Below are 24,086 nucleotides of genomic sequence, written 5' to 3' on the forward strand. Positions count from 1 at the left end.
ACTCTTACGCGTTAATAATATTACATCGTCACTTTATTTCCAACCGATTTCCTTCATTTTTTTTCTCAAGAAATCGATGGACGTCTTTGCATACCAATCCGGATCTGATTTTCTTGAATGAAAACCAACTTCCATGGACAGGTAGCCATCATAGTTAATTTCCTTGAGCGCCCGAAGTACGCTGTCGAAATTCCCGTAACCTTGACCAGGAGGCAAGCGGTCATTATCCGAAATATGAACGTGATGCAGTTTCTCAGCCATACGGTATACGTAATCGCTAGGGACATCGCCGCGGTAAAGAGCATGATACGTATCAAACATGACTTTCACATTACTTAAGCCTGTCTGCTCGGATAACAATAAAGCATCGTCAGCCGTTTCGATCAAGTTGCTATCTGAAGGCGTTGGTTCAACGACCATGGTAATCCCCAGCTCTTTGGCATATTCGGCGATATCAATTAAGTTCTCCAAGCTATACTGCCACGCATCCGTTTGCTTCGTGCCATGGATGACCCAGCCCGCAATATACATTACCGTCGGACATTCCCAATCATGAGCAAGCTGTAGAACTTCTTTATAATGCTTAACCGCGTACTGACGCTCTTCCAAAATGGGAGAGCACGGATTGTTCCCGGGACCGCCGCCTGGAGCAGGCAACATGGAGGAAACCTTTAAATTTTGCTCCTTGAGCAGCTTTAATATAGCTTGTCTTCTGTCCTTTGTTACACTTTCCGGCCATGCATGGGGGCTTGCACATCCAATCTCGATTCCATCATATCCGAATGAGGACAATCTTCGAATCACTTCTTCTAGCGGATAAGCTGGGACCCAAGTCGGAAAGCTGCCGTACACCCATGTGTTAAATGATATTCCCTTCATTCGTGATCACTCCTTGACTGGTTTATTTATTCCCAAACAAATACCGCTTTTTCTGTTTTTCTTTCATCAAACATTTTAAAGGCTGTTGCCGCTTCATCCAGAGGGAAGGTATGAGACACTAATTTATGGACTGGAAGCTTCTTGTCAATAATGAATTGGGCAATTTCGTCATATTCATAAATCGGAAAATACCAGGAGCCGATCAATGTAATTTGTTTCCGAATAAATTGAACACTTGGATTGATCGTCAATTCCCTTCCTTCTCCAACGAAAGCGGCACGGCCATGCTGTCTCAAGCTGTCTAATGCTACATTCTGGGCAATGGGGCTTCCAGAGCAATCGATCGCAGCATCCACGCCTCTATTGCCTGTAATTTCATGAATACGCGCCAATACATCATCATTGCTGTTAATCACATAATCCGCTCCCAGCTCTTTAGCAACCTCCAGGCGCTGATCCAGCAAATCGACAGCGATTACCCGTGCACCCAAGCCCTTGGCAACCATGACGCCAGCTCCGCCCATAGGCCCCAAGCCAAAAATCACAACCGTGTCTCGACCGTTAATTCCTAATCTCTTTTGGGCATGATACAAGGTTCCAACTGCATCCGTAGAAACAGCAGCCGTAACATAGTCCATCTCATCCGGTATTCTCATGCAGTTATCTTCCGGGATAACAAGATAGTCAGCATCGCCACCATGCAAATCAAAGCCGATGCATTTCCACTCTTTACAAAACATGCGATAACCGTTCCTGCAATGTGCGCACTCGCCACAGCCAACCGCCAGATATGCCGCCACGCGGTCTCCAACCTGAAAGCGCGTAACTCCATCACCGATCTGAACAATTTGCCCGGCAGGCTCATGCCCGGGAATAATCGGTCCAGTATGATCACCGGATCCTACAACCCCTTGTTGTCCATAATATAAGCTCATATCGCTGCGACAAATGGCAGAAGCTTTCATTTCAATCAAAACTTCTCTCGGCCCAGGTGTCGGGATTGGAAATTGCTTGATTTCAACGACCTTATTCCCTGGGAATACAGCTGCCTTCATGGTTGATTGATTTGTTGTCATATGGATCTCCTCTTTTCTTTAAATGTTTATGCCCACCACATTTGTCCAAGCTCTTCCTTAAATCTGCTCTGCTTCAACGTTTCTACAGCCTTGCCTAATCCCTCGTCAATCGAAACAAGCATATCTTCATGCTCTATTGAAACAACATCATCGTAACCTACAGCTCTTAACATGCTGAGCATGTCCTTCCATATTTTCGTATCCATTCCGTAACCAACCGAGCGGAAGGTCCATGAACGATTTACGATATCGCTGTAATGCTTCGTATCCAAAACACCATTTTTTGCGATATTTTCTTGGTCAAGCCAGGTATCCTTCGCATGAACATGGAAGATCGCCTTTTTTGATCCCAACTGCTTAATGGCAACGACCGGGTCAATCCCTTGCCATACCAGATGACTTGGATCAAAATTCGCCCCAATTTCTTCGCCTGCATGCTCCCTAAGCTTCAGTAAAGTATCAGGATTGTAAACAACAAAACCCGGATGCATTTCCAATGCGATTTTTACATGATGCTGACGAGCAAAGCTCGCTGCGTCCTTCCAATAAGGAATCACCTTATCGTTCCATTGCCAATTCAGAACTTCCATGTACTCAGGCGGCCATGAGCATGTTACCCAATTCGGAAATTTGGCAAATTCATGGTCTCCTGGACAGCCAGAGAATGTGTTGACAACCGGAACATTCAGCAGTTCCGCAAGCTTAACCGTTTGCTGCCAAACATGATGTGCCGCTTGGGCAGCAGCTTTATTGGGATGTAAAGGGTTACCATGACAGCTTAGAGCACTTATTTTTAAACTCCGTTTTTCAATGGCACGTTGAAAACTAAGCAATGTCGACTTATTTTCCAGCAATGCTTCAGGGTTACAGTGACTATCTCCAGGAAAATTTCCCGTTCCGATTTCGATAGCTTCAATTCCCATAGATGCAACCTTATCCAGCATTTCTTCCAACGGAAAGTGCTGATATAGAACTGTAAATACGCCTATTTTCATTGTTAATTCTCCTTAATTGACGTCCACCCATTGTTGAGTCTGATAGCTTTTTAAAATAGCTTCCGTAACACACATGGAGCGATGCCCATCCTCAAAAGTCGCAAACTCAGGTTTATCCAACGACAGCGATTTACCTTCATAAATAAACCGATAAAAATGAAGCATTCCATTTTTCATCGCATCTGGCCAGCCTTCTCCATGGCCGCCCGGATGATGAATCGATCCTCTTGCCTCCTGCAGGAACAACGCAGGATCGGCAATCAAGCTTTCGTTCGGTTGATCCCGGTAGCCGATCCACATCTGCGCAGGATTTTCCTGCTGCCAATATACCGATTTTTTGCTGCCGTTGATTTCGAAGCTGAGTGCATTTTTTCTCCCTGCACTTACCTGAGATACTGTAAATACGCCTCTGCTGCCGTCCTCAAATCTGATCAATACCGAAGCGTAATCCTCGGTCGATACAGGAATTTCATCGTATTCCTCAGCCTGCTGCTGCTTAGCAAAGGTTAAAGATGAACCCTTCACTCTTTTTCGAACAGGGTGTACGGTCCACAAATCTGCAAAAACCTTAGCTATTTTTTTACCCGTAACATATTGAACGGTGTCGCACCAATGAGAGCCGATATCTGCCAATGCCCTTGATTGACCTCCAAGATTCCCCAGCAGTCTCCAGTTAAAGTCCGTATCATAGAGCATCCAATCCTGCAGATAGCTGCCATGAACTAGATATAGATCGCCCAATTCATCCTCTTTAATCATCTGATTGAGCTGCTTCATCATGGGGTATTGTCGATAATTAAAATTTACGCCATGGACAACTTGATGCTGCTTGGCCAACTTCAACAATTCTCCCGATTCCTCGCTGCTCACAGCTAACGGCTTCTCGGACAAAATATGCTTGCCCGCGACAATAGCTGCCTTATTGATTTCAAAATGCAAATGATTCGGCGTGCAGTTATGAATCACTTGAATATCATCATTGTTCAGCATGTCCTGATAGTTTCCATAGGCTAAAGGTATATGCAGCTCGTCTGCTTTTTTCCGAGCGTTTTCCATGTCAGAATCAGCTAGCGCAATAACCTCAACAAACCCTAATCTTCGTATTGCTTCGATATGAGCAGGCCCAATGAATCCTGTGCCAACTATCCCTGCCTTAATTTTGTTCCCCATGAGCTCTCCTCCCCTGTACTATTTTTTGATTGTCTTTTTACCGAATGCTACTGCCAGGATAATAATCAAACCTTTAATCATCATTTGCTGACTGACATCCAGCCCCATAATAATCAGGCCGTTACTGATCGTACCGATCATAATTGCGCCAACCAAGGTTCCAATGACGGTGCCGACACCGCCAAACAAACTGGTGCCGCCAAGAATAACTGCCGCAATGACGGATAGTTCATCGCCTTCACCAAAAGAGAAACGGCCTGCGTTCATTCTTCCTGCATATAGTAAGCCTGCTAAGCCTGCCATAGCTCCAGTACCTAAAAAAGCCAGCAATTTAATCCTCTTCGTATTGACGCCCGATAGTCTTGCAGCGTTCTCATTACCGCCTGTTGCCAGTACTTGCCGACCGTAAGTCGTTTTTCGAAGTAAGAAATGGGCGATCACCGTAAATACAAGCGTCCAAATCAATAACACCGGAACAGGACCGATATCTCCGGAGCCAAAAATGAAATTAAAGGTTTGATTAACAATCGGTACAGGCGCAGTTTTCGTTACCCACATGGATAAGCCCTGTACGGCCATCATCGAACCTAACGTCGCCAGAAAAGAAGGTATGGCCACTCTTGTTACAAGCAAGCCGTTAATGAAACCGACGATACAGCCTACGCCAACTCCCGCTACTAATGCGCCAATAATCCCCCATCCCGATTGCAAAGCCAATGCACCAGCTAATGAAGACAACGCCGTAACGGCACCGACGGACAAATCGATTTCACCTGTGCTAATTACAAAAGTCATCGCTAAGCCCATCAATGAAATCGTAGCCGTTTGGCGAATAATATTGAGGAGATTATTCGTCGTTAAAAACCCTTCATCGAATAATGAAATAGAAAAGTAAATAAACACGGCTATAAAAGCGATGTAAACGATATAATTACGCCAAGCAAACTTTTTCAGGGCAGATAAGATTGATACGCTTGGTGTATTAATATCCTTGGATTGCATATTGTAATTCCTCCTCAGAAGTAACTTCTTGTCTGTTCATTTCACGTGTGATCGTTCCATCGTGTATGATCAGTATCCGGTCGCTTACAGCCAGTAGCTCTTGTAATTCAGAGGATACAACCAGCACTGCTTTTCCGGCATCGGCTAATTCGCGAATGATTTCGATGATTTCTGTTTTGGCCGCGATATCAACCCCTATCGTCGGCTCATCCAATAACAATACGTTGGGTTCGTTAGCCAGCCATTTGGACAGTACAACCTTCTGCTGGTTCCCGCCGGATAACAAATTAACCTGTTTAAAAATGTGATCCGTTTTTATATTCAATTTTTTCACGAACTTCTCGCTAATTTCGTTTGCCAGCTTGTTATTTATAACCAAGCCTCGTGACAGCTTAGCTAGAATAGGAACCATCATATTCTCTTTCACATTGTGCTGCAGAATTAAGCCTTGCAATCTTCGATCCTCCGGAATCAGCGCAATCCCTTCATTCATAGCATCCCTTGGCGAAGCGATTTCAACTTTGTGTCCGAACATTTGAATTTCTCCGCTAGCGATCGGATCTACGCCAAATAAAGTCCTCAAAAGCTCTGTTCTCCCGCTGCCCATCAATCCGGCGATTCCAACGATCTCTCCCGGTTGAATCGAAAATGAGACATTTTTTACCTTGCTGCCGGCATTTAAATTTTTTACCTCGATGACCGGCGGGGCCTCACGATCGTAATAACGCTCTTTCCATTCGAACGCCTTGTTGAATTCCATTCCGACAATGTGTGAAATAATTTGATTCATATCGGTCTCAGAGCATTTTTCAGTTGCGATATACTTTCCATCTCGTAAAATCGTTATGCGATCGCAAATTTGAAAGATTTCCTCCATGCGATGGGAAATGTAAATAATGGAGTAACCTTTGGTTTTCAATCTATCGATAAATTCAAAGAGAATTTTTGTTTCCGATTTCGTAAGCGACGAGGTAGGCTCGTCCATAACAATAATTTTGGCATCCTGTGACAACGCCTTGGCGATCTCTGTCATTTGCCAATAACCTACGCCAAGATCCTGTACGACATCGGTCGGCTTCATGCTGACTCCAAGTTCATTTAACAATTCTTGTGTTTTTATTTCGCAGCTCTTATCATCTATGAACCCTGCTTTTGTCTTGGACTCTCTGGTTAGAAAGATATTTTGCGCAACTGTTAACGTCGGAATTAAGCTAAATTCTTGAAAAATCATAGAGATTTTATTCGCTCTTGCATCAGCATCATTTCGAATCACAACCGGCTTGCCTTCGATCACGATTTCCCCTTGGTCTGCGGTATACACTCCGGTCAATATTTTCATGAGCGTTGATTTTCCTGCGCCATTCCCGCCCATTAATGCATGGACCTCACCCTTTTCAACTGAAAAACTGACGTTATCAAGTACCGTAATCCCGTTAAATGCCTTAACTATGTTTTTCATTTCTAGCATGGGTTGAGTCAAGTTGATTCACCTTCTTCTTGAATTCGAAGAGGCTGTAATACCTACAACCTCTTCTTTTCTTTAATCCAGTCATCTATTTCATGGCATCCTGTACGGTTGCCGGTGCATCTACTCCGTAGATCAGCTTCCAGGCATCCAGCACATTTTCTTTAGTTACCTTAACGGCTGGTGAAGCAACATAAGCCGGAGCTTCTTTCCCCAAAATTGCATATCCGGCGAGAATGGATTGGGCAACGCCTTGGTCATAAGGAAGCTGCGCTCCAACACCTTGCACAATACCATCGCTAGCAATTGAAATTGCCACGTTCGTTCCCAGATCCACCGTTGTGACGATCAGGTCGTTTCTTCCTGCCACTCTCGCGGCTGACATCACGCCCTCGGCAGGAACGTCCCATGGAGCGAAAATCCCATCTAGATCAGGGTGTCTTGTAAGCATAGCCGAGGCTACCTCTTCACCTTTATTGGCATCGGTAATACCGCCTTGCGTCACAATTTCAATCTCGGGATATTTCTCTTTGATCCTTGCCTTGAACGCATCCGACCGGTTGGTCGTTACGAAGAAGTTAACATCGTGAAAGACAAGGCCAACCTTCCCCTTTCCTCCTAATTTTTCCGCCATGATATCCGCAGCTACCGCACCGTTCCCGTAGTTATCTCCCGAAACGATACTGATATAATCTTTCCCTGCAACTAATCCATCGGCACCGCCATCCATAAACACCAGCTTCACACCTTGCGCCACTGCTTTCTTATAAGCAGGAGCCGTAGACACGGAGTCTACTGGAACTGAAACCATAATATCCGGTTTCTTAGCCAAGACGGTTTCAATGTCATTCACCTGTTTTTCTGCCTTAAACTGCGCATCCGTCACGGCTACGACTTTAATGCCCATTTGTTCAAAGGTCTCTTGCATGGCTTGAACTGCAGCATTCATGTAATCTGTGCCTGAGTAATGCATGACAATCGCAGCGGTATATTTGCCCTCTTTAATTTTTGCTATCTCTTCCTCGGTTAAGATCAAGTCTTTAGCAGAAACGGCTTTTTCGCCATTTGGGCCGATATCCATAACCTCTGTATCTGGAATATTCGGATTAATCGTGATCGGTCCGCTTACAATGTCTTTCCCTGCGCTAGCGGCGTTTTCATTTCCGGTCGTATTGGGTGCAACCGTGGTAGTGTCGTTCTGACCGCAAGCCGTTAGCAGCATCGCCGATAGCAGTAAGACAACTAGGGCTGGCGCTATGATTCTCTTTTTCATTAACATTCGTAGATCCCCCCCGTTTAGTTTGAGTTATATGGGTTTTATCTTGCATAACTTAAGTATATGGAATAAAAAAACGGCCAAAAGTTGAATAATTTAATCGCTGGGGGGGATTTTTTTAATGGAAACCAGGGCAAAACAAAAAAGAAGTATTCTAAGCCCGAAGCTTAAAATACTTCTTTCCAGCATCAACCATGCAGGATTAATATCCCGCTTGTTTTAATAAGGCTGCAATTTCTTCTGCCGCTTCATCGAGTACGATTTGAGCATCCTTTTTACCTCTAAGATAAGTTAAGACCGCATTCTGCATGACCTCTGACACTTGATCATAATTCGTTATTCTTGGCCTGCCTACTCCTACGCGCAAAGATTTTTCAAGAACCCGATAGTATTCCTTTAATGAATCGTTGTCCAGCAATTCCGCTGCATGATATGCTGAAGTGCGTGTGACATGATGCTTGTATTTCAAATAGCTTTTCTGAACATCAGAAGAGGTTAAATAATTCACCAGATCAAAAGCTTCCTCTTTATGAGATGAGTATTTATTAACAGCAAGTCCCCACGAACCAAAATGCGGCCGATGAATCAATTCCCCATCCTGATAAGTACCTGGAAACATAAAGTAACCCACTTCTCCCCCTTCAATTCCGTCCTGCAATCTCATTGCATGATAATTCATTCCCATGGCGACAATGCCATAACCAAAAGCAATAGAGACCTCGTCCCAACTATAATTGAATACATCCGGAGGCGTAACTTTATAATCATTAATCCAGCTGCCGTAAGTAATCAGAGCTTGAGAAGCATTGGGGTTGTCCTGGAATACAGGATTTAATTGATCATCGAATAGATCAACCTGATGTACGCTTAAATAGGTCTTAAAATCAAGAAATATAGACTCATGTTTTTTCGCCATTAACGAGGTGCCATATAAATCAATCTCCCCGTCTTGATCTATATCTCTAGTAAAAAATTGAGCCACTCGCAAATAATCATCCAATGTTTCAGGTATCTTTAACTCTTCTCCATATTGCGCTTTAAACAAAGCCTGATTGGCTGCATCCTCAAACAAATCCTTCCGGTAGCTGATCGTTAGAGCATTCGACTGTATAGGCAGGCTAAAAATTTCATACCCTTTATCTAATATTTTCTCAATGCTAATGACATCCAGCTGCGGCGGAGCTTGGGAAGAATCGACCAAGTTGTAAACAGAGGTATCCAAAAATAACTTGGATACAAAGTCCTGAACCTGCAGCGTTCCGCTTGTTTGGGAATTCATCATATACGAAGAGAGAGGCTCAAGATGGTTAATAATTTTAGGTATCCACGGGGTATCTACTGCAATAACGTCATAGTAGCCTCTATTCATGGCCAGTTCGGAAAAAACCTTCTCATGCAAGCTATTATATGACAAGGTACTAATTTCAATGTTAATACCCGTTTCCGCTTCATATTGCTTGGCTGCTGACACGACGGCCTCCGAGCCTGCTTCTGACGTCGCATATAATACCTTTATCGTCGGAGCAGTCTTGCTCTTGTCTACCTGGCCCGGAGCAACATCAAGCTTCGGCGGCGAACAGCTCGAACATATGGTCATGAGAAGAAGATAGACGACAAGTCGTTTCCACGCGTTCATATAGTCATGCACCTCTGTAAGTCTTGCTTAAAATAATGGATGCTCAAACTTCAATGCTTTTAGCATGTTTCTTGCGATAATCGGAAGGAGAATCGTGATATCTTTTTTTGAATAAATTCCGAAAATAGGGGTAATCCGAATAACCGATCTCTAATGCGATATCCATAATTTTTTTATCCGTTGCCACAATTAACTCTTTTGCAGTCTCTAGCCTTCTGTTGGTCAAATATTGAATGAAATTAATACCCACTTTCTGCTTGAACATTCTGCTTAGCGTGACGGGATGAACGCCCACCATTTCTGCAACCGCTTCCAAATTTATGTTAAGATCTTTGGAGGATTCTATAATATAAAAGGCTTTGTCAAACCACTGGGTCTGCTCCCCCATGTCTTGCTCAACTTCAATTCTTATCCATTCCTGAAGGCTGCGAATCACTAGCGATTTCATGTGGTGACGTAAATGTGTAAAGGTAACATGCTTGGCAACCCAGCTCATCCAATAATGAAGCAAATCATCATCCACCACGATCAATTTCGGTTTCGTAAATCCTTCATCAAGAATGGCAAGCAAATAGGCAGATTCTTTGATTAGCATTCGATAGGGGATTTTTTCTATCACGGAAAACCATTCGTTCAAATAACATTGAACCTGCTCCATATTGTTATTTCTAGCTTCATCAAGCATCCGGTTTCGCAAAGACGCTAGCTGGTGCATCTTATCCCGGTCATCATGAAGCGATAATTGATCCAGTGCCGATACTTCAAAAAATCTCAATTGTATGCTTTTTTCGTACTGCATTTGCAATTGTTCAAAAAAATCTTCCTTTTCCCTGAAAATAGGCGTTCCATCCAGCTCATCACTAATTATACAATCCCCTTTGATGATATCGTTGATACTATAGGAGAATATAATTGGCGCTGACGAGACCTTGCCGCTTTCATTATTCAAAGATAGAGAATCCATTTTCAATTGCAGCTTTTTGGGGATACGTTCATCGAACCAGAAGCTTACCTGCTTTGGAATGATCTGAACATCCTGAAATGAAAACGCAGAAACCATGGATTTCATAAAACACACTTGAATTTCTTGTAGAAATCGTTCAACTTGGTGATGTTCAATTTTATGAATAGTCTCTTTAAGCTCTTTACGATTGACTGGCTTTAGCATGTAATCCAGGGCACCGAAGTGAAGAGCCTTCTTCGCATATTCAAAATCATCGTACCCTGATATAATGATCACATAAATTTGAGAAAAGTTCTCTTTAATCCATTGCAGCATGTCGAGGCCATTTATGATGGGCATTCTTATATCAAGCAGAACAACGTCCGGGCGAATGAATTGAATCTCCTGAACGGCTTGTTGACCAAATCCAACGTCAAACACCTCAATGTCAGGAAATAATGCGTACAGCTTCTGTATGATGCTGGTCCGAACTTCCTTTTCATCATCAACAACGCAAATTCTCATACTAGTCAACTCCTTTCAATAACACAGCTGCAGGTTTCCATAGATCTGAAGGAGGCATTAGCATCGTGTCTTGTCAATCCTTAAAACGTATATTAAACCGTCTATCAATAAAATACAAACTATTTATATTACTCATATTCATTACTATTATTCCGATGGCTATCGTTAGCCAAAGCTCCGAATACTTTATTTTTCAAACCAGTACGCAGTATTCATCTTCCATTTCCAAGCAATATGTAAATTATGCCTCCAACGAAATAACCAGCTATTTGGATAATCTGGAGGAAGCCTTTGATAGCCTTTACACAAATAACGATTTTCAAAAGTTTTTATCCGTCCGTCCTGACCTCTTGTCTGAACAAGCGGAATATATTATGAATTTCAGACCTATTATTCAGAATTCGTTGAAATTTCATCCTGAAGTGTTAGGGGTGCTCTACCTCGACAAAATGGGGAAAGTTTATTTTGATTCCTATCAGACGCAGCTCGATTCTCAGTTCAATTTATACGAACATCCTGTTTATCGTTCCATTCTGAATACCGAAACGACGCAATTAAGCGAGCCGCATCTGCTGGATTACGTGCTGTATCCGAACGATACGGTGTTTTCGTTTATCAGACCCATCATCAATATTAATTCAGGAACGATCGAATCATGGATTATTTTAGAAATTCAGGCGGATAAAATATTAAATTTACTGAATTACACGGACTATGAACAAGCTGGACAATTAATTCTTTATCATCCACATACCCAAAATATGGTTACTAATAATCCTCTGGACACCAATCTCGCCCAGGATCTTTGGACAAACCTGCACAACAAAGGCGAGCAACAATTTGTATTTGAGTCAAATAACGCTGAGTACGAAGCCACATATACGCAGCTACCAAACCAGGACTGGATGCTGGTATGGATAGCCCCACTGAGCTCCATTAAGCAAGCCGTAACGAAAAGCTACTACCTGACAATTTTAATTGGATCAGCCAGCTTGGCCATTGCATTATCCATTGGTTTTTCAATATTAAACGGTATTTTACGTCCGCTATATTTTCTCAAAAAAGGGATGCAAAGTCTGGGAAGGGGACAATACGTTCCGATAAAATTGAAGGAAAGACACGATGAAATCGGCTTTTTGATTCATAGCTATAATCAAATGCTGGAAAAACTCAATAAGATGGAACAAGAAGTCTACCATTCCAAATTAAAAGAAAAGGAACGTGAGCTGCTTCAGCTGCAGGCCCAAATTAACCCCCATTTTCTGTATAACACTTTGGAGGCTATCGACTCTTATGCTACCAGAAATAATGGTGAGGCCATTGAAGATATGATTCAGGCTGTATCCAAAATGATGCGATATAGCATTAGAAAAGATGGCGGATGGGCTCCATTGCAAGAGGAAATTTCGTATATTCAGCATTTTTTGACGATTCACTATTATCGAAATGGACAGAAGGTAAATACTTCTTTTAACATCGACCCACTAGCGATGAATCAAATTGTTATGAAACAAATTATTCAGCCCTTTGTAGAAAACTCCCTGAAATATGGCTGGAATCCCAATATGAGTAGCGCCGAATTTAAACTGTCCTTAACAGTAAAAGTCATTGATAACGGACTTCATATTACGATTTCCGATACAGGAACAGGTATGAGCAAGGATGTGCTCGAACCGGTACAGGGATTGCTACAGAGCAAGGGGAAGCACATTGATGCATTTTTTAACATTCACACGGGTATATTGAACGTATATCGTAGATTTATTCTTGCATATGGTGAAGATGCATATTTCCAGATTGAAAGTGCCCGCGGTAAGGGAACAAAAGTCGAATTTCATATTCCACTAAAAGAAAACTGAGTAATGATCTACTAAACAACTTTATGAATGCATACGGGCTAGTTTTATAAACCGAAACTACCCTAAGAACTGCACCTCACTGTCAGATACAATTAGCAGTTAGAGGTGCAGTTTTCTTTTTAAGCCAAACCCATTATATTTAACACCAAAAAAATAGTTTATACTGGCATCGTCCAACAGTATTATAACTAGGAGTACGGCTACTCTCCCACTCTGGGTATTAAACGTTTAAAATCCCGCTTTGGCGAACCGCATCGACCGCCTGCTTCAGGTTCTCTTCATCTTGAACCAACGCCATTCGTACATATCCTTCGCCTGAAGGCCCAAAGGCGCTGCCCGGCGTGATTATGACCCCAGCTTTAGTGACCATGTCCATGACAAAATCCTCGGATGTCCCGTAATGGGAAGGAATCGACGCCCAGACGAACATCGTTGCCTCTGGCTTATCTATCTTCCATCCGAGCGCATTCAAGCCATCGCAAAGAATATCTCTTCGCTGCTCATAAGCTTTGCGCGTCGTCTCCACACCGCTCTGATCCCCGGTTATCGCGGCAATCGCTGCTTGTTGAATTGGCAGAAACATACCATAGTCCATGTTCGACTTTAGTATCTTCAGGCGGGAGACAACCTCCTTATTTCCTACGCAAAAGCCGATTCTTGCCCCAGCCAGCCCATAGGTTTTGGACAAGGAATTAAATTCAACGCCAACCTCTTTCGCACCAGGGAAGGAGAGAAAGCTGCCGCAGCTTTTGCCATCAAACACTAGTTCACTATAAGCGTTGTCATGAAGAACGATGATATCATATTTCTTGGCAAAGGCGACCAGATCAACGTAGAAGCTATCCGGCGCCATGGCGGTAGTCGGGTTGTTCGGATAGGACACCAGCATCAGCTTGGCCTGGCGCGCTGCTTGTTCCGGAATATCCTTTAAGTTGATCACATAGCCGTTTTCTTTTTTCTGCGGCATATAGTGAAGCTTCGCTCCGGCCAGCAGCGGGCCATCTGCAAACACTGGGTAGCAGGGATCCGGCACCAGCACGACGTCTCCCTCATCGACAATGGACAATGAAATATGCGCCAGCCCTTCCTGCGAGCCTAACAACGAGCAAACTTCCGTTTTCGGATCCAGCGCTACCTGATATCGCTCCTTATACCAGTCGCTAACCGCCTCCAATAAAGCGCTTTGATCGCTGAGAGCGTAGATATAGTTTCTTTCATCGGCAGCGGCCGTACATAAGGCTTCGATAATATGCTTGCCCGGCGGAATATTCGGCGTGCCGATGCTCAGGTCAATCACCGTTTCGCCACGGTCCAATCTGCTGCGTTTGATATCCGATAATTTAGTGAAAATGCCTTCACCAAACCGATCCATTCTTTTTGCGAACTGCATGTTTATTTGCTCCTTTTTGACTTCAACTCATCTTCCCGGATCTCTTTATCCTCTTGCAGGATGCTTGCCACTAATAAAAGGTTATCATAAATAGAATAGATAAGAACCATGATTTGTGGAAAAGTTCCCTACCTATGGGGAGCGCGCCGAAAATATCCGTTTTTTGATAATAGACTTCTCCTTATCCACGAATTATAATACAAAATACATTTAAAATACGCACATTAAGGCGGTATTTATGGATAATTATATGCAAGTATTTCAAGGCACTGCTTTTTCCAGCAAATCCCCCAAAGAAATTCACATCCTTAAGGATTATCTGTTTTGTATCCATGCAGACGGTGTTATAGCAAAAATCGTATCACCTGAGGATTCCGGCTATCAGCCTCTGCTGAATCGTTACCAAGGAAAGCGTAATTTTCATCGGCTGGCTGACGGCCAGTATTTCCTGCCTGGTTTTATCGATTTGCATGTGCATGCCCCGCAATGGGCCCAGTCTGGAACGGCGCTGGACATCCCGCTCTATGACTGGCTTAATACGTATACCTTTCCGCTGGAGTCTAAATTCTCAGATCTGGATTTTGCGAAGCAAGTGTACGACGATGTGGTAAGCACCCTTCTCGCGAACGGAACAACCACGGCGCTTTATTTTGCGACGGTACATAAAGAAGCCAGCTTGCTGTTGGCTGAAATCTGTGCCGGTAAAGGCCAGCGCGGGCTCGTCGGCAAAGTCGTCATGGATGATCCCGAGCAAAATCCGGAATTTTATCGCGACGCGGATACACGTACGGCACTCGTAGACACGGAAGAATTCATTGTAGCTGTACAGGAATTAGCCAAATCCACGAAGCAAGGCGTTTACCCGGTAGTAACGCCGCGGTTTATTCCAAGCTGCACGGACGAAGCTTTGAAAGGCCTCGGAAAATTAGCCGCCAAATATGATGCGTATGTTCAATCACACTGCAGCGAAAGCGATTGGGCGCACGGCTATGTACAGGACCGCTTCCAGAAGAACGATGCCTTTGCTATGCATGATTTCGGCCTATTGCGTGATAAATCAGTTATGGCGCATTGCAATTTCCTCGATGATCATGACGCAGATTTATTTGCAGATACCGGAACGGCCATTGCCCATTGTCCCATCTCGAATGCGTATTTTGCCAATAGCGTCATCCCGATCGCTCATCTTCACTCCAAAAACGTGGAAATCGGTCTCGGCTCGGATATTTCGGGAGGGTTCTCGCCTAGCCTGTACGATAACATCAGACAAGCGGTCATCTCTTCAAGAATGCTGGAGGATGGCGTGAATACTTCCCTCCCGGCCAGTGACCGCGGCGTACCCGGATCGCGCATTACGATCCATGAGGCATTCTACCTGGCCACTGCTGGCGGCGGTGAAAGCTTAAGCCTTCCGATCGGCCGCATTGAAGAAAATTATGTCTGGGACGTACAAGTCATCGATACCAAGCTGCCATCCGCCAAACTGCCGATTTTTAATGAAAATGAAAATTTGGATGACGTGTTTCAGAAAATAATGTATCTGGTTAGGCCTGAGCATATCCGCGAAGTGTGGGTGCAGGGTGAGAAGGTGCATGCACGTTAGGCGTAAAACTCAGGGATATGCGGAGTATGTATCACAGCATTAACCTCAAATATCATATTTTGACATATTATAAATGAATGTATATTTTTATAATAAAGAGTATTTTGTGATGGGAGAGGTGCAGATGAATTCCGCTGTGTTCAAATTGATAAGCTTTTGGATCGAAAAATTACGAAAAGAATGGAACATCCCAGGAATCGCCATATCCGTGGTGCAAAAAAATCAGGTTCTGTTTTCTTCAGGTTTTGGTGAAAGAAACATAAAGGAGAGGCTTCCTGTAAATACAGAAACCTTATTCCCCATTGCTTCTTCAACAAAGCCTTTCACAGCCATGGCTCTCTCCATTTTGTTAAATGAACAGAATCTGGATTGGGACACCCCCATTAAGCAGTACTGGCCTTCATTCCAAATGCAAGATCCTTATGCTACAGATCACTTAACTTTACGCGATATTGCCTGTCATCGATCCGGACTGCCGAGGCATGATATGCTTCTTCACAATACAACCCTCACGCGAGAACAAATTGCCGAAAGTCTCCGATTTCTCGATCCCAATCTCCCTGTCCGTTATGTGTGGCAGTATTCCAACATCATGTATATATTAATAGGCTTTTTTATCGAACAGCACACAGGAATGACTTGGGAAGAATGGGTAAAGAATAAGATCTTTGAACCGCTTGAAATGTCCTCTACTCTCTTCTCCGTCGAGGATTTACAGCATGTGGATAATTACGCGATGCCCTACACTGCCGTTGGTAATGAAATCATCGAGCTCCCACTCACCAATCTAGATACCCAAGGCCCTGCCGGGTCTATTATTTCCAATGTAGCTGATTTATCTTCCTGGCTTTCTCTACTATTAAATCAGGGACAAACCCGTGGAGGCTCTGTTATTTCAGAAGCTCGGCTCAACGAAATGATATTTCCTCAAATTGTGGTCGGCCCTGGGGAATTCCCGGAGATTCCGTATACTTTTTACGGTTTGGGGTGGTTCGTTGAAATATACCGTGGCCGTAAACTGATCAGTCATGGAGGGAATACAGCCGGTTACAGTACTCATATCTCATTTATGCCAGACGACGATCTCGGTATCGTTATTTTAGCTAACAAGGAAGTAACCCAGCTTCCGGAATGCATCGCTTATCATATGTATGATCAAATTTTAGGCCTAGGACCGATTGATTGGAATACAAGGTTCAAGGTTAAGAACGAGCAGCTCCACCAAGCTCTGGCCAGCATGCGCAATTCCGATTACTCCATCACCGAAATTGATGATCCGGAACCTTCATATCCCATATCCTGTTACTTAGGGGAGTTTAACCATCCGGCCTACGGAAGTGCCGTGGTTTACGAGCGGGAAGGCTCATTATTCTTAAATTATAAAGATGCCGAGTTGCCGTTATATCACTATAATCAGAACATATTCAAAGTAGTCGACGAACGAAATGATGCCCAGTTTCTGATCGAATTTAACGTGAATGAAAATGGAAAATGTGAATGTTTGAATATGCCATTAGAACCCACGCCCGGTGTGAGTGACATTTCGTTCCACTTGGTAAAGAACAATATCATCTGAGAGAAGCATCTCTCGGATTGTTTATAAATTTGTTTTATACCGGGGCATACAACACCTAAAACCTCGCCTACGGCGAGGTTAGGTTAAGCGGCTGTCGTTACCTTTAGTTCTGACGCCTTAATTTTAGCATTTATATGCCACGCTTTGCTTTTTTGCAGACCAGTTTATAAGTTTTACCATACGCTTTGCCATATCGGACGATCCGCCGGACGATGCTCTGATCCTTCAGCAGCATAAACGGGGCCGCATCCGGCTTCGTGTTCACCTCAAGAATCCATGGCTTTAGGCTGCTGTCGATGGCATAATCGAGGCCAAGCTCCTTAATGCTAGGGAATGAGCCCCGCAGCCGCTTCATGGTTCGTTGCGCAAGATCGTCCATACGGCGATATAATTCTTTACGCTTAGCGGTTCCGGCATACTGGCGCAATACGTCATCTGTTGCATAAATCGTGCCTCCCTGGCTTCCATTCGTCACGATTTTGCGAGGATGTGCCACTCTGGAGAAAGTACCCGTCGTTTCAAAACCGCCGCCAGGCCGCCGTTGAATCATGAGCCTGATATCGAATGGACGCCCTTTATGCTTAAGCAGCCAAACCCCCTTCTGAACGACATGCCTCTTGCCCTTCATCTCCTTGCTTATCGCTTCATAGGCCCTGTCATAGGTTGCGAATTCCCGCCTGCGCTCGCCAACCTGGTATATATATCTCCGCTTTCCGACTTTGCTCAGCTCCACCCTCATGACGCCCTTTCCCTGCGTCCCGCCATCTGGCTTCACGTAGACCATTCCGTGCTTCAAAAGCATGTCATGCAGCTGCTCCTTCGTGGCGATTCTTGTCGGCGGCATATGCTTCCGCAGCATTTTCTCCTTTCGCATAATCACGTCCTTGGTCCATTTATCCTTCTTACGAAACCTCATGCTATCCCTCCATTGCTCTTTTAATCCAGCATACGTTCCAAACAAAAAAAATGGTGTAGGCCGCTGTCGGCACGGGATGAAAGGATTTGCCATATGCTTAATTGACTAGCAGTTGGAAGAGCTGCGTCCACTACTATGTTTAGGAGGCTTAATAGCGATATGGCGCTTACCCCTTCGCTTCAACAGCATCTGGCTCGCATCATTCAGTTTCATCCCGCCTATGGCGATCTGCTTGCAGATCTGGGCATCCAGCCTCATACTGCAGTTTTGTCCGAACTCCCGCTCCTTACCGAGGAACTTCTGAATACGATCTATTACAAGCAGGAGCCGCGCACAGAGACTGGCCTTACCGTCTATCGGACATCTGGAACCTCAGCCGGCATACGTAAAGCGATCTATTATTCACCAGAAGACGAAGAGCATTATCGGATTGCCAAAATGACTTGCTACCGTACGTGGCTAGCATCCAGCCCTTTGCAGATACAAAGAGCTTTTTCTGATGTAGGCACCGGTCATGCGGCAAGCACGGCCAATTCGATTTTTCACGAGCTTGGCCTGCAGACAGAGTCGATTTCCTTCTCGAGGCCCATTGAAGAACACATCGCCCGAATTAAGGCATTCAAGCCCGATCTGCTATTCACAATGCCTTCCATTCTGGAAGCCATAGCCCGAGCCGCCGGGGATCCCGCGTCACTTGGCATCCGTAGAATCATTCTCGTCGGAGAATTGGCTTCACCCCTCTGGCAGGCCAATATGGCAGCGCGATTCGGCATAGGTGCACAGGATATTCTCGATACGGTTGGCTCCATCGAGATAGGCGCGATTGCCTCCTATTCCCACCAGCATGGCGTCTACCTGTTCGCTGACGGGATCTACGCAGAGACGGTTCGCGCCGAACAGCTTGATCCTCGCTTTGAGCCGCTGGCAGACAACGAGGGAGTGCTTGTACTAACCTCCAGCGAACGCAGCATGTTTCCTGTCATCCGTTATGTTACCTACGATGTAGTTCGAGATTTCCGTACCGTAGAGATTGACGGGACGATGCGGCAGGCGTTCACTTGCATCTCGAAGCGAATCGGCAGCGAGCTCAAGCATGGCGAAAAAATCAGTTTGTACGACATCGAGAATGTCGTGCATACCTTCGTCAAGGATGCCGAGCTGCGCGTCAGCGTAGGCGACAACAGGCTAACCGTCCGCATTCGCAGCAAATCGCTAAATAACGAGCTGCTGAGCTCCATCCGGTATGCGATTGAGCATACGATTGAAGCGATCGGACAGATGATTGACAGCCGTATGCTCGATCATATTGAGATTATTCATCTGAAAGAAAGTGAGCCTTTTCACCAGGGGCAAGGCTCCGTGAAGTCCAAAAAACTGTATAACTAGGAGGCGTAATGTCATTCATGGCCAAAGATTGGCTTTCTTGTATCGGTAACACCCCGCTTGTTCGGCTCTCCCGCCTCTTCGCCAACGATCGCGGCATTACCGTCCACGCCAAACTTGAAATGCTGAATCCGAACGGAAGTGCCAAGGATCGCCCCGCTGTGCGTATTATTTCGGCAGCATTGGAGCAAGGCTTAATCGGTCCCGGCTCGGTCATTGTTGAATCCAGCTCGGGTAATATGGCGATCAGTCTGGCTGCCATCTGCTCCCGGCTGGGTATGCGCTTCATTAGTGTTGTCGATCCAAAAACAGCGCCCCAAAATATCCGCATCATGCGTGCTTATGGGGCCGATGTCGAGCTTGTGGAGCAGCCTGACCCTGAAACCGGCGAGTTCCTTCCGGCCAGATTGAACAGGGTCAAACAGCTCGTCCATAGTATCCCGAACAGTTTCTGGCCCAACCAGTATGAGAATGAAAACAACTATTTGTCTCATAAAGACGGGACAATGCGGGAAATTATCGCCGAGTTGGGCCAAGTCGACTACGTTATAGGCGGCGTCAGCACCTGCGGGACGATGCTGGGCTGCGCCACCTTTGTCAAGGAGCAGCAGCTGGATACTACAATCGTCGCTGTCGACGCCGTTGGCAGCGTCATTCTTGGCGGAACGAAAGGCAAGCGCTTCTTCCCCGGCCTTGGCGCCGGCATCGTTCCCCCATTTAACCAAAGCAAATTTACGGACAACACCATTCAGGTCAAAGAAGCCGATATGGTAACGGGCTGCCGCATGCTTGCACAGCATGAAGCCATCCTCGCCGGTCCTTCTTCAGGCGCCGTCGTTTATGCCCTTAAAGAAGCTCTATTCTATGAAATACCGGATAATTCGGTATGCGTCGTGATCCTCCATGATCGCGGTGAGCGTTATATGGATACGGTGTACAACGATGAATGGGTGGCGCAACATCTGAACGCTGGTTCTCTGTAAAATGATCTCAGAAAATAGAAAGGGGCAGGTCCATGCTTTATTTGGACAATAATCATCTGCAGACTATCGGGTTGTGCTGGAAGGAGCTGGAGATCCGCATCGTAGAGGCGCTGCGGCTTCTAAATTCAGGCGATTATGCGCAGCCCATCAAGCCTTATCTCCGCTACGGCAATCCGGCTAACCGGATTATCGCGATGCCCGCTTATGTGGGGGGAACGGTACAAGCGGCGGGGCTGAAATGGATCGCCAGTTTTCCCGGCAATACGTTAAGCGGACTGCCGAGAGCGCATAGCGTGCTATTGCTTAATAAAGTCGATACAGGCGTGCCTTATGCCATTCTGAACTCGCCACTGCCGAGTGTGGCCAGGACGGTTGCCGTGAGTGCGGTCATGCTGCGCCATTATTTGCAAGCGCGTCCTGCCGCAGGACCGATACGGGCTGGCATCATTGGTTTTGGACCGGTTGGACAGCATCATTATGACATGTGCGGCAAGCTGTTCGGGGAATATATTGACGAGGTTCTTATCTACGATATTAGAGGAGCCAAGCTGGGGACGCATGTTATAGACGAAGCCGATGCAGACTATCGCGGCCGTACACGGTTCGCTGAGAGCTGGCAGGAGCTGTACAGCAGCTGCAATGTCATCATAACGTGTACCGTTAGCGATCACCGTTACATCGACCAGCCGCCGCTTGCCGGCAGCCTGCTGCTTGATGTGTCCCTGCGCGACTATAAAGTATCGGCACTGGAGCAAATACAGGCCATCGTCGTCGATGATTGGGATGAGGTATGCCGTGAAAACACCGATATCGAGCTGCTGCACCTGGAGCGGGGTCTAGCGAAGGACGATACATGTTCGCTGGCCGATGTCGTCTGCCGGGACGCTTTGGGGAAGTTGACAGAAGGTGAGTCTATTTTATTTTGCCCGATGGGAATGGCCGTGTTCGATATAGCAACCGCAGCCTACTGGGTGGAGAAAGCGCAGTCGCTAGGGATCGGATTGGATTTGGGGATCGCCTAAAACCCCATCATGAGAGTAAAACTTAAAGCCGCTTTCGCTCTCTTACAGAGGGGAAGCGGCTTTTCACGTGTTGTACAAATTGTTTTTTATTGAGCCCTGGCGACCAGACGGACGATTCTATATCGTCTCTGTACTGAGCGTAAATCCTTCGATGACGGCATCTTCGTCAACCTCAATCAGGATACATCGTCTTCCTTTATAATTCACCTGCTTCACATACTTTAAATCCTGCGGGCTAACCGAAATCATGGCAACCTTAGTATCGATCTTAATAGACTTTGACGTAAATTTTGGCATAACGCTGCTCGCCTTCAGTTCATAGTTCCTATCATCGACGATCGTTTCAAACGCCCGTTCCACTTTTTCAGTCGTCACGTTCTCTACACCACTGACCGTTAGCACTTGCTCCACATCTTTATAATCCAGCTTCGGAGGCTCTTCCTCCTCCTCGTTAGTTTCAATCACCCGATGAATTTCCTCATACACATTTGCAAGGGTAGTCGCGTCCAGTTGTTCACCCGCCACTTCTTTCACGATATCTTCAAAGATGGCTCTCTCTTCCCGGGCCGTCACGGATCTTTCGGCATTCAAGACCTGTTCGATGAAATGCGGGTTCGGTTCATTCGCTTTCCCCGTACAATACAGAATGCGATTTACATCGGAATAGTTGTCCGTCACACTGGGATAGAAGAACCCTTGCTCCGGCGAACTGAGCTTGATGATCGGGTCTACATTGACGTTGTATTTAAATTCTCTTTCTACATAATCAAACAAAAGAGTTTTCCGCTGCTGCTCCGTGGAATTCACGCTGCACAGAATGAACGGATGCGCGAACACTTCATTTTTCTCGCTCTCCTCGGTCTCTTCATTTCTGCCCTTGGTCGGCTGATAGTATTGTCCGCGAACGAACGTGACCACCGTATCCCGTTCATATTTGACATCCACTAGCATTTTGTCCACCAACAGAAGCAGCAGCTCCTGCCACTCCTCCGGATCACCAGTCACCAAAGCCTGGTGGAGCAGCACCCGCGTCGGCTCCTCCACTTCTTCCTCCTGAAACTTCAACTCGAACAACTTTTGATCCAATTCACCCGTCAGCAGTTTCTTGAAATTACCCATATACAGCTCTTGCTTCTCTCTGTCCAGTAAGGCAAACGCCTGCCGCTCCCAATGATAGATTTCGTTGCTTTCCTTCATAATATACACGTTGAGAATGTCGTAAATGTTCAGCAAATCGTGATCCAGCTTAAATTGTTTGCGTATATGCATGATTTCTTTCTTTATCATGGTTGTTAGACAACTCCCTAAGAAGTAAATTGATCTTATCAGTATAAACGATATAAAAACCCTTCGCTAATGGATTTTCTTTTCTTAAGTTAGATCTGGATGTGATAGATTGGCAAGTAGTAAAGCTAGATTAATCTTAGTACATTTTACATACACCTGCTATCCCAAACGAGCTTCACTGTCAGAATCAATGAAAAAATGAGTGACAAGCGGGTGTTAACTGTTACAATGATTATTATGTCTTGAGTTAGACTTAGAATTTCGAATTATTGGAGGTATACATCGTTGAACAAACATAATGCACAATATTATATATCTAAACTTGGGCTGCTTCCTCATCCAGAGGGTGGGTATTATAAAAGAACATTTGAATCCGAAGAACAAATTACAGATCAAGAATTATCCGTCGAATTTGAAGGGAAAAGAAAGCTTTATACGAGCATCTACTTTTTATTAGGCTCAGGTGACATTTCTCATTTCCATCGTTTGAAATCCGATGAATTATGGTATTATCACGCGGGAAGTCCTTTAACCGTACATGTTATTGATGAAGATGGGGTATATAAGGAGTATAAATTAGGAATAGACTTGGAGAATGGAGAGGTTCCTCAAGTACTCGTTCCAAAAAACTCGATCTTTGGTTCATCGGTCAAAGATGAAGATACATTCTCTCTGGTAGGATGCATGGTTTCGCCTGGTTTTGAATTTCAGGATTTTGAATTGTTTACACAGGATGAACTTTTGGCTAAATACCCGCAGCATCAAGATATTATCATGAAATTAGCCTACGATTTAGTTCCAGTATAGTTGTATAATTTAGAGCAGCCAGAGCAATCAGAGCAATCATTGTAAGCACCTTCCGTTGAATAACAGGGATGACCTACCTGCAAATTCAGTGCGAGGGTGTTTTTATATGTCGTATTTTCATTTTCTTACTAAAAGACGGTTCAGAAAGCCTACAAGCATTTCCATTTCTAACGGTTGTCACAGCTGTTAATCAGTCGAAAATGAGCACTTCGATGTTCTAACGGTTGTAATCTACGTTATTTATGCCGAATTCGTCGCAACATACTCAAAACGTTAGAATAGCCGCATATACA

Annotated in this window: 19 protein-coding genes; 7 read left to right on the forward strand and 12 right to left on the reverse strand. The window is 44.9% G+C overall.

Translation table 11 applies throughout. The features are described 5' to 3' along the window. Nucleotides 1–33: 33 nt before the first annotated feature. The 9 genes from GNP95_RS05320 to GNP95_RS05360 all read right to left on the reverse strand — a co-directional run bounded on the left by GNP95_RS05320 (nt 34) and on the right by GNP95_RS05360 (nt 10,967). A complete protein-coding gene (locus tag GNP95_RS05320; RefSeq protein ID WP_155609799.1) occupies nt 34–879 on the reverse strand; it encodes a sugar phosphate isomerase/epimerase family protein in 846 nt (281 codons plus the stop codon). Nucleotides 880–905: 26 nt separating this feature from the next. Further along, on the reverse strand, nt 906–1,955 hold the full coding sequence (locus tag GNP95_RS05325) for a zinc-dependent alcohol dehydrogenase family protein (RefSeq protein ID WP_230873664.1): 1,050 nt from the start codon (nt 1,953–1,955) through the stop codon (nt 906–908). 26 nt (nt 1,956–1,981) lie between these two features. Beyond that, nucleotides 1,982–2,950 (reverse strand): sugar phosphate isomerase/epimerase family protein, encoded by a 969-nt coding sequence (locus GNP95_RS05330; protein ID WP_155609800.1) that lies wholly within the window; start codon nt 2,948–2,950, stop codon nt 1,982–1,984. Nucleotides 2,951–2,962: 12 nt separating this feature from the next. Then, nucleotides 2,963–4,120, reverse strand: coding sequence for a Gfo/Idh/MocA family protein (locus GNP95_RS05335; RefSeq protein ID WP_155609801.1), 1,158 nt, complete (start codon nt 4,118–4,120; stop codon nt 2,963–2,965). Nucleotides 4,121–4,138: 18 nt separating this feature from the next. Further along, the gene (locus GNP95_RS05340; protein ID WP_155609802.1) at nt 4,139–5,122 is read right to left on the reverse strand and encodes an ABC transporter permease; all 984 of its coding nucleotides are present in this window, start codon (nt 5,120–5,122) and stop codon (nt 4,139–4,141) included. Beyond that, the gene (locus tag GNP95_RS05345; RefSeq protein ID WP_230873665.1) at nt 5,103–6,581 is read right to left on the reverse strand and encodes a sugar ABC transporter ATP-binding protein; all 1,479 of its coding nucleotides are present in this window, start codon (nt 6,579–6,581) and stop codon (nt 5,103–5,105) included. The genes GNP95_RS05340 and GNP95_RS05345 overlap by 20 nt, the downstream gene beginning before the upstream one ends. Before the next feature lie 94 nt (nt 6,582–6,675). Beyond that, on the reverse strand, nt 6,676–7,860 hold the full coding sequence (locus GNP95_RS05350; RefSeq protein ID WP_155610040.1) for a substrate-binding domain-containing protein: 1,185 nt from the start codon (nt 7,858–7,860) through the stop codon (nt 6,676–6,678). 205 nt (nt 7,861–8,065) lie between these two features. Continuing rightward, on the reverse strand, nt 8,066–9,334 hold the full coding sequence (locus tag GNP95_RS05355; RefSeq protein ID WP_330163267.1) for an extracellular solute-binding protein: 1,269 nt from the start codon (nt 9,332–9,334) through the stop codon (nt 8,066–8,068). A gap of 208 nt (nt 9,335–9,542) precedes the next feature. Next, on the reverse strand, nt 9,543–10,967 hold the full coding sequence (locus GNP95_RS05360; RefSeq protein ID WP_155609805.1) for a response regulator: 1,425 nt from the start codon (nt 10,965–10,967) through the stop codon (nt 9,543–9,545). 155 nt (nt 10,968–11,122) lie between these two features. Between GNP95_RS05360 and GNP95_RS05365 the strand changes: the two genes are divergently transcribed. After that, nucleotides 11,123–12,826 carry a cache domain-containing sensor histidine kinase gene (locus GNP95_RS05365; RefSeq protein WP_155609806.1) on the forward strand — a complete coding sequence of 568 codons (1,704 nt, stop codon included), beginning with the start codon at nt 11,123–11,125 and terminating at the stop codon, nt 12,824–12,826. Nucleotides 12,827–13,046: 220 nt separating this feature from the next. Here GNP95_RS05365 and GNP95_RS05370 read toward each other — a convergent pair whose 3' ends face one another. Next, nucleotides 13,047–14,216, reverse strand: a complete 1,170-nt coding sequence (locus tag GNP95_RS05370) for an aminotransferase class I/II-fold pyridoxal phosphate-dependent enzyme (RefSeq protein ID WP_155609807.1) — start codon at nt 14,214–14,216, stop codon at nt 13,047–13,049. A 238-nt stretch (nt 14,217–14,454) separates the two neighbouring features. On the opposite strand from GNP95_RS05370, the gene guaD reads away from it, so the two are divergent. Continuing rightward, a complete protein-coding gene (gene guaD / locus GNP95_RS05375) occupies nt 14,455–15,819 on the forward strand; it encodes a guanine deaminase (protein WP_155609808.1) in 1,365 nt (454 codons plus the stop codon). 124 nt (nt 15,820–15,943) lie between these two features. Continuing rightward, nucleotides 15,944–17,395, forward strand: coding sequence for a serine hydrolase (locus GNP95_RS05380; RefSeq protein WP_196427076.1), 1,452 nt, complete (start codon nt 15,944–15,946; stop codon nt 17,393–17,395). A 130-nt stretch (nt 17,396–17,525) separates the two neighbouring features. On the opposite strand, the gene GNP95_RS05385 is transcribed toward GNP95_RS05380, so the two are convergent. Then, the gene (locus tag GNP95_RS05385) at nt 17,526–18,311 is read right to left on the reverse strand and encodes a YheC/YheD family protein (RefSeq protein WP_155609810.1); all 786 of its coding nucleotides are present in this window, start codon (nt 18,309–18,311) and stop codon (nt 17,526–17,528) included. 159 nt (nt 18,312–18,470) lie between these two features. Here GNP95_RS05385 and GNP95_RS05390 point away from each other — a divergent pair, with 159 nt between their 5' ends. From GNP95_RS05390 to GNP95_RS05400, 3 genes are read left to right on the forward strand one after another with little or no spacing between them, the layout of a single operon-like run. Beyond that, nucleotides 18,471–19,697, forward strand: a complete 1,227-nt coding sequence (locus tag GNP95_RS05390; protein ID WP_155609811.1) for a phenylacetate--CoA ligase family protein — start codon at nt 18,471–18,473, stop codon at nt 19,695–19,697. A 17-nt stretch (nt 19,698–19,714) separates the two neighbouring features. Further along, a complete protein-coding gene (gene sbnA, locus GNP95_RS05395) occupies nt 19,715–20,677 on the forward strand; it encodes a 2,3-diaminopropionate biosynthesis protein SbnA (protein WP_155609812.1) in 963 nt (320 codons plus the stop codon). Between the two features lie 32 nt (nt 20,678–20,709). Further along, a complete protein-coding gene (locus GNP95_RS05400) occupies nt 20,710–21,699 on the forward strand; it encodes a 2,3-diaminopropionate biosynthesis protein SbnB (protein ID WP_155609813.1) in 990 nt (329 codons plus the stop codon). A 117-nt stretch (nt 21,700–21,816) separates the two neighbouring features. Here GNP95_RS05400 and GNP95_RS05405 read toward each other — a convergent pair whose 3' ends face one another. After that, entirely contained in the window at nt 21,817–22,986 is a 1,170-nt protein-coding gene (locus GNP95_RS05405) for a DUF4317 domain-containing protein (RefSeq protein WP_155609814.1), read from the reverse strand. Nucleotides 22,987–23,271: 285 nt separating this feature from the next. Between GNP95_RS05405 and GNP95_RS05410 the strand changes: the two genes are divergently transcribed. Further along, nucleotides 23,272–23,793: a cupin domain-containing protein gene (locus GNP95_RS05410; RefSeq protein ID WP_155609815.1), complete on the forward strand. Its 522-nt coding sequence runs from the start codon at nt 23,272–23,274 to the stop codon at nt 23,791–23,793. Nucleotides 23,794–24,086: the final 293 nt, after the last annotated feature.

Origin of the sequence: Paenibacillus woosongensis, assembly GCF_009725165.1 — a bacterium.
GTDB classification, from domain to species: domain Bacteria; phylum Bacillota; class Bacilli; order Paenibacillales; family Paenibacillaceae; genus Fontibacillus; species Fontibacillus woosongensis.